9 protein-coding genes are annotated in these 6,164 nt (G+C 60.7%); 5 read left to right on the forward strand and 4 right to left on the reverse strand.

Annotated features, from left to right (window positions below):
- Nucleotides 1–186: 186 nt before the first annotated feature.
- The 4 genes from AC13EK_RS00105 to AC13EK_RS00120 form a co-directional block, all read right to left on the reverse strand.
- Nucleotides 187–552, reverse strand: a complete 366-nt coding sequence (locus AC13EK_RS00105) for a hypothetical protein (RefSeq protein WP_069335812.1) — start codon at nt 550–552, stop codon at nt 187–189.
- On the reverse strand, nt 549–1,082 hold the full coding sequence (locus AC13EK_RS00110; RefSeq protein ID WP_069335813.1) for a hypothetical protein: 534 nt from the start codon (nt 1,080–1,082) through the stop codon (nt 549–551). The genes AC13EK_RS00105 and AC13EK_RS00110 overlap by 4 nt, the downstream gene beginning before the upstream one ends.
- Before the next feature lie 337 nt (nt 1,083–1,419).
- On the reverse strand, nt 1,420–1,812 hold the full coding sequence (locus AC13EK_RS00115) for an ArsR/SmtB family transcription factor (RefSeq protein ID WP_069335814.1): 393 nt from the start codon (nt 1,810–1,812) through the stop codon (nt 1,420–1,422).
- Nucleotides 1,809–2,432, reverse strand: coding sequence for a peroxiredoxin (locus tag AC13EK_RS00120; protein WP_069335815.1), 624 nt, complete (start codon nt 2,430–2,432; stop codon nt 1,809–1,811). Before AC13EK_RS00120 ends, AC13EK_RS00115 begins: the two co-directional genes overlap by 4 nt.
- 87 nt (nt 2,433–2,519) lie before the next feature.
- On the opposite strand from AC13EK_RS00120, the gene AC13EK_RS00125 reads away from it, so the two are divergent.
- The 5 genes from AC13EK_RS00125 to AC13EK_RS00145 are packed head-to-tail and all read left to right on the forward strand — an operon-like array spanning nt 2,520 to nt 6,134.
- Nucleotides 2,520–3,437, forward strand: coding sequence for an MBL fold metallo-hydrolase (locus AC13EK_RS00125; RefSeq protein ID WP_069335832.1), 918 nt, complete (start codon nt 2,520–2,522; stop codon nt 3,435–3,437).
- Nucleotides 3,434–3,883 (forward strand): YeeE/YedE family protein, encoded by a 450-nt coding sequence (locus AC13EK_RS00130; protein ID WP_069335816.1) that lies wholly within the window; start codon nt 3,434–3,436, stop codon nt 3,881–3,883. The genes AC13EK_RS00125 and AC13EK_RS00130 overlap by 4 nt, the downstream gene beginning before the upstream one ends.
- A 16-nt stretch (nt 3,884–3,899) precedes the next feature.
- A complete protein-coding gene (locus AC13EK_RS00135) occupies nt 3,900–4,106 on the forward strand; it encodes a YgaP family membrane protein (protein ID WP_069335817.1) in 207 nt (68 codons plus the stop codon).
- Nucleotides 4,103–4,513, forward strand: a complete 411-nt coding sequence (locus AC13EK_RS00140) for a DUF6691 family protein (RefSeq protein ID WP_069335818.1) — start codon at nt 4,103–4,105, stop codon at nt 4,511–4,513. The genes AC13EK_RS00135 and AC13EK_RS00140 overlap by 4 nt, the downstream gene beginning before the upstream one ends.
- Nucleotides 4,514–4,550: 37 nt before the next feature.
- Nucleotides 4,551–6,134, forward strand: a complete 1,584-nt coding sequence (locus AC13EK_RS00145; protein ID WP_069335819.1) for a bifunctional protein tyrosine phosphatase family protein/NAD(P)/FAD-dependent oxidoreductase — start codon at nt 4,551–4,553, stop codon at nt 6,132–6,134.
- Nucleotides 6,135–6,164 lie beyond the last annotated feature (30 nt).

Consider the following 6,164-nt stretch of genomic DNA (forward strand, 5'->3'; position numbering starts at 1 on the left):
CTTTGATCCACGGCAAGCCGTTCGCGCTCCCGAAGGAGCGCGGTGTAACATTATTCTGCATTTGTAAGACTTTCGCGTTGAGGGCGCGCGGCAGCCGAGCGGTGCCGCGCCTTGCCCCTTTTTCATTCCATTTTTGCTCAGATGCCTGAGCCACTTCAAACTTGGCCTTCGCCGCAGCAGCGGCGCCTACTCGTCCGAGATGTTCCCCGGCTTTATGCAAACCGTGACCACCGGCGGCCTGGCTGGCTTGGAAAAGCCGTGGCCGTGGACCGGACAGAGGGTGGCAGCGATGCGATTACGCATAAGCAGTTCTCCCGGCTCGCCGCATTTTTGGCAGCTAACCTTGGAGCGCTCTTCGGCTGCCGCAATATAGGGCAGAGCTGCGGGAACCCTGGGCTCGAGATAAATCCGGAGCGATCCGAATTTTTCCTTCGCCTCGTCCACGCAGGCCGCGATGCCGTTCGCCGCGAGATCAGACAGGAGGTCGCGGTAGAGCTGCGCCCAGCCAACCGGCAGGCGGTCCAGCCATAGGAGATTGCCGTTCCCGCTCATGCGTAATGTCCTCCGATGGCCAATTCCCAGTGGCGCCTAGCGGTCCAGAAACCGAGCCGTTTTGCTTCTGCGGTTGACCAGGGCAGAGTTGGCAGCGGACGAATGCCGCTGCGATCGACCATGAATGCGCGCATCTCGTCGCCGCCATCAGGATTTGTGACCAGGTGGATCGGTGCACCAGGTTCCTGAAGCCACGGACAGAGGCCCGTGACGATCTGGACCTCACCATCGCGGCACAGCAAGAGCGAGATATAGTTGCCCGCCTGCTTCCCTGAGACGTGGCTCGGCTCGACCAGGAGAAGATCAGTTCGGCACTCGGCAACGGCTTTGATGAGGCCGGTAAGCGAGAGCTTCTTTTGCCAATGCGCCATCACGGTGTTGACGCTGTCGGCATATTCGAAGTCCGCCAGCACGGACGGCATTGTCGATGTGCAAGGCATAGGCATCCAGCCGACCATCCCGGCGAATGCGCGAGCGGCCTCCTTCGCAAGCGCGGTGCGCTTGCGGTCTTCTTCACTGACATAGATCATTTGAGGTGGGTTCTTTCTCTCCGCCCTGCGGCGGCTGCGGCCGTCAGGGTGACGATGAGATTTTCATTTTAGAAATTGCAGCCACCTGCTGCTCTTCAAACCTTCGTATATCAACGGCCCGAATTGGCCGGTAGGCGACCGTCCGGATTAGGGCTGGGGTGCGGGGATAGCCGACGCTCGCGTGGCGTCGGCTGCCAACCAAAGCCAGAGGTTCCCATTCGCGCCGATAGACGTCCTATTCTGCTGAAAGCGGTCGATCGCGGTGGTTGGATATGATGGTCAGTCGTCGCCTCAAACACACTGGCTCAATCACTGTGTCGATCTGCACAATGTAATTCTAATCGATAATTTGAGCGAAACTGGCAACACCCTCCGGAGATGGCGTGCGCTTTTTCGGATGTGAGGGCGTGCGCAGATCGTCGACCTCACCCAGCCCCCCGAAAATCGCTTCCATGGTTCGGACACATAAAGCGACGCTCTCGTCGGCAAGTGTATACCAGACCAGCTTGGCCTCTTTGCGCGTTTGAACAAGATTTGCGCGGCGCAATTCGCCGAGCTGCTGGCTGAGTGCTGGCTGCGCGATATCTGTTGCTTCACCGATCTCAGACACGTTGCGCTCACCACGCAACAGGCAGGACAGGATCATAAGACGCTGCGGTTGCGCAAAGACCTTGAGCTTATCGGATGCGACAGTAGCAGCATCGCGGTCCTCGTAAAGCGCTGCCGTCATGGTGCGTCCACGAAACGGCAGAACCAGTCCTCGCGATCTTCAGTCATGTCGGAAGGGGGACTGAGCAACGGTTTCCCTTCGCGCCATCCTTCAGGAGCCAGGGTTTGGGCATTGCCCACTGCCTTGAGCGCCTTGAGCATTCGCAGCATTTCATCAACCGAGCGGCCAACGTTGTGCGGATAACAGGTGATGGCTCTAATGACGCCGTCAGGGTCGATGAAGAATGTCGAGCGCATCGCCATGCTGTCGGCAGATTGCTCGTCGATCATGCCATAGGCACGCCCGATCGCCATGCTCGGATCTTCAATTATGGGAAAACGGACATCGGCACCAAGCGTCTCGCGGATCGCCCGGACCCACGCCATGTGCGAGTAAAGGCTATCGACCGATAGCCCAAGCAGCGACGTCTCAAGGGCGTCAAATTCCGACTGACGCCGCGCAATTTCGGCAAATTCCGTGCTACACACAGGCGTGAAGTCCGCCGGATGGGAGAAGAATATCACCCACCGTCCACGCAGCTTGGAGAGCTGGATTTCGCCTGCCGTCGAGCGGGCGCGGAAATCCGGCGCGACCTCTCCGATACGCGGTGACCGGCTGTCGGATTTTTGAGCCATTTCCATGATGCCTCCATCGACACTCTCGCCACTTGACGCAAGAAGATTATTTGATTACATGATATATGTAAATATGAATTTATGAGGTTTTCCGTGACCGACTCCGCGCTAGCAGAAGCCTCGTTGCAAATCTCCGCCGCTCAAGTCGGGATTCCCCAAATCAAGGCGTTCTTCGACGAGCCAACCTTTACGGTGACCTACGTCGTTCATGATCCACAGAGCCTTCGCGCCGCGATCATCGATAGCGTGTTGGATTATGATCCGGCTTCAGGTCGCACGTCCTCCTCTGCAGCAGATGCGGTGCTCGCCTATGTCGGGGAGAAGGGCTTGTCGGTCGATTGGCATCTGGAAACCCACGCGCATGCCGATCACCTCTCGGCCGCACCCTATCTGCAGCAGAAGCTCGGCGGAAAAATCGCTATCGGCGAACATATCGTCACCGTGCAGAAGACATTCGGCAAGCTTTTCAATGCCGGTACGGACTTCGAGCGCGACGGCTCGGATTTCGACCATCTATGGAAGGATGGTGACCGGTTCCGTATCGGCAATATCGATGTCACCGTGTTGCATGCGCCGGGGCACACGCCGGCTTGCATCGCCTATGTGATCGGCGATGCGGTCTTTGTCGGCGATACCATGTTCATGCCCGACTACGGCACCGCCCGCGCTGATTTTCCCGGCGGCAATGCCCGCACTCTTTATCACTCTGCGATGCGGCTTTTGTCGCTGCCGCCGGAAACTCGTCTCTTCATGTGCCACGATTATCTGCCGGAAGGACGCAAGGACTATGTCTGGGAAACGACCGTAGAGGCTCAGCGCAAGGCCAACGTCCATATCCATGAAGGGGTTAGCGAAGACGAATTCGTCGCCATGCGTGAAGCCCGCGACAAGACGCTTTCGATGCCGCGCCTGATCCTGCCCTCGGTGCAAGTGAACATGCGTGCTGGGCACCTGCCGCCAGCCGAGGATAATGGCGTCACTTACCTCAAGATCCCGGTCAACGCGGTATGACGCTGCCCGGCTTCCCTGATGCCATGCCCGTTGCCGGGTTGGCTGGCGGCCTGCTGATCGGGCTTGCTGCCGTGATCATGCTGCTCGGCCTTGGCCGTATCGCAGGTGCGAGCGGCATGCTCGCCCGTGCGTCGGGAATTGCCAATATGGGCGCGCCGCGCGCCGTAGCGCTCGCCTTCGCTTTCGGGCTTCCTCTGGGAGCACTGCTCGTCACGCTGGTCTCCAGCGAGGCTGCGCCGCGCTTCACAGGATCGATTCCGCAACTGGTCATTGCCGGGTTGCTTGTCGGTTTCGGGACGCGGCTCGGTTCCGGTTGCACGAGCGGGCACGGGGTCTGCGGCCTCTCCCGACTCTCGCGCCGGTCGATGGTCGCCACTTTGACATTCATGGCGAGTGGCTTTGCTACCGTCGGACTGATGCGCGCATTCGGTTTCATCAACGGATAATCGGGGGAGACTGGGCATGACGAGGAACATGGGAACAGTCGACCGGATGCTGCGCACGATCGTGGCGCTAGTGATCGGCTATTTCTGGTGGACCGGCACGATCAGCGGGGGGCTCGGTGTCGGCTTGGCGATCCTTGCGGTCGTATTCCTTTTGACGAGCGCGATCAGCTTCTGTCCGCTGTACCGCCCGCTCGGTCTTTCGACCTGCGGCAGGGCCAAGTGAAAGCCTCCGCCGTCTCGCTGCTTGCCGGCCTCCTGTTCGGAGCTGGGCTCACCGTGTCCGGCATGGCTGATCCAATGCGGGTGCGCGCCTTCCTCGATCTGTTCGGGGCATGGGACCCTACGCTCGCCTTCGTGATGGCTGGTGCGTTGATGCCTATGGCGCTCGCCTGGCGAGTCCAGCAACGGATGCCCAAGCCGATCGCTTGCGAGGCCTTCGATCTTCCGGGCACCGGCCTGCTCGACGCAAAACTGATCCTCGGTGCGATCCTGTTCGGCATCGGCTGGGGCATCGGCGGACTATGTCCCGGCCCCGCACTCGCCGACCTTGCCATCGCGCCATTAGAGGCGGGGATTTTCGTGGTCGCCATGCTCGCCGGCATGACCGCACACCGCATCATCACACAATGAGAAGAGGCCCGCGTTGGAGCGGGAGTGAGGAGAAGCCATGGATATCAAGCCGCTTAACCGGGATTTCGCGGTCTCCCCGCAGCTCGCGCTCGCCGACATTCCCGCGATCGCCGCGCAAGGCTTTAAGGCGATCATCTGCAATCGACCCGACGATGAGGAGCCGGGTCAGATTGCCGCTGCGGAACTGCGCGGAGCAGCCGAACAACTGGGCCTGGAATTTGCGCATGTGCCCGCAGTGTCGGGGGCGATCACCGATGCGAATGTCGAGGCCATGGCAGGTGCACTTGCGCGTCTCCGCAAGCCAATCCTGGCCTTTTGCCGGTCCGGCGCACGATCGACGAAATTGTATGAGCTTGTTGCATCCCGAAACCAGTCGGCACCTGGCGCCCGTGTTCACGATGTCGTGATCGTCGGTGGTGGTGCGGCCGGGATTGCGACGGCTTCCAGCCTCCTGAAGCGCAACCCCAAGCTTGATATCGCCGTTATCGAGCCGTCCGAGGTGCATTACTACCAGCCGGGCTGGACGATGGTTGGCGCGGGTGTGTTCAACAAGGAATTTACCCGCCGCACCGAAGCGCAGGTCATGCCCAGCCGAGTAACCTGGATCCGCGCCGCCGCCTCAGGCTTCGCTCCTGACGGAAACAAGGTGATCCTCGGTGACGGCAGCGAAGTGCACTACCGTGTGCTCGTTGCCTGTCCCGGCATCAAACTGGACTGGGATGCGATACCGGGCCTCGCCGACGCGATCGGCAAGAACGGTGTGACGTCCAACTATGGCTATGAGCTTGCGCCCTACACCGACAGACTGGTGAAGGAATTCAAGGGCGGACGGGCGCTGTTCACCCAGCCTGTGATGCCCATCAAGTGCGCTGGCGCGCCGCAGAAGGCGATGTATCTGTCCTGTCATCGCTGGGAAAAGGCGGGCGTCCTGAACGACATCGACGTCCAGTTTCACACTGCGGGCGCGGTGCTGTTCGGCGTTGCCGCCTATGTTCCGGCACTGATGGAATATGTCGAGCGCTACGGCGCGCACCTGAACTTTGAATCGAAGCTCGTCGCGATCGACGGCGCTGCAAAGGTGGCGACATTCGAACGTAAGGATGGCGAAGGCACGCGGCGCGTCGAAGAGCGCTTCGACATGATTCACGTCGTGCCGCCCCAGGTCGCGCCCGATTTCGTGCGCACCAGCCCGCTCGCGGCGGCCTCCGGCTTCGTAGAGGTCAACGAGGCGACGCTTCAACACGTGCGCTATCCCAATGTCTTCGCATTGGGGGACGCCTGCTCCGCCTCAAACGCCAAGACCATGGCCGCAGCGCGCAAACAGGCCCCGGTCGTCGCGGTCAATGTTCTTGCCGCGCTTGAGGGCAAGCCGCCGGCCGCCGACTATGACGGCTACGGCTCCTGCCCGCTAACGGTCGAGGCGGGCAAGATCGTCCTCGCCGAGTTCGGCTATGGCGGCAAGTTGTTGCCTAGCCTTCCAAACTGGCTGATCGACGGAACGCGGCCTTCACGCCTGTCCTGGCTCCTCAAGGACACCATCCTGCCGCCGGTTTACTGGCATGGCATGCTCAAGGGCCGGGAATGGATGGTCGCGCCGCACGCGATCGAAGCGGCGCACTGAGCCATGCTTGAGCCGCTTCAATATGCCCTC

Source organism: Sphingobium sp. L-44 (assembly GCF_056859495.1).

Excerpts from the sequence above, each read along its gene's own strand:
- AC13EK_RS00115 (WP_069335814.1), bottom strand. The coding sequence starts at position 1,812 with ATGACGGCAGCGCTTTACGAGGACCGCGATGCTGCTACTGTCGCATCC.
- AC13EK_RS00135 (WP_069335817.1), top strand. The coding sequence starts at position 3,900 with ATGACGAGGAACATGGGAACAGTCGACCGGATGCTGCGCACGATCGTG.
- AC13EK_RS00130 (WP_069335816.1), top strand. The coding sequence starts at position 3,434 with ATGACGCTGCCCGGCTTCCCTGATGCCATGCCCGTTGCCGGGTTGGCT.
- AC13EK_RS00105 (WP_069335812.1), bottom strand. The coding sequence starts at position 552 with ATGAGCGGGAACGGCAATCTCCTATGGCTGGACCGCCTGCCGGTTGGC.
- AC13EK_RS00145 (WP_069335819.1), top strand. The coding sequence starts at position 4,551 with ATGGATATCAAGCCGCTTAACCGGGATTTCGCGGTCTCCCCGCAGCTC.
- AC13EK_RS00120 (WP_069335815.1), bottom strand. The coding sequence starts at position 2,432 with ATGGAAATGGCTCAAAAATCCGACAGCCGGTCACCGCGTATCGGAGAG.
- AC13EK_RS00110 (WP_069335813.1), bottom strand. The coding sequence starts at position 1,082 with ATGATCTATGTCAGTGAAGAAGACCGCAAGCGCACCGCGCTTGCGAAG.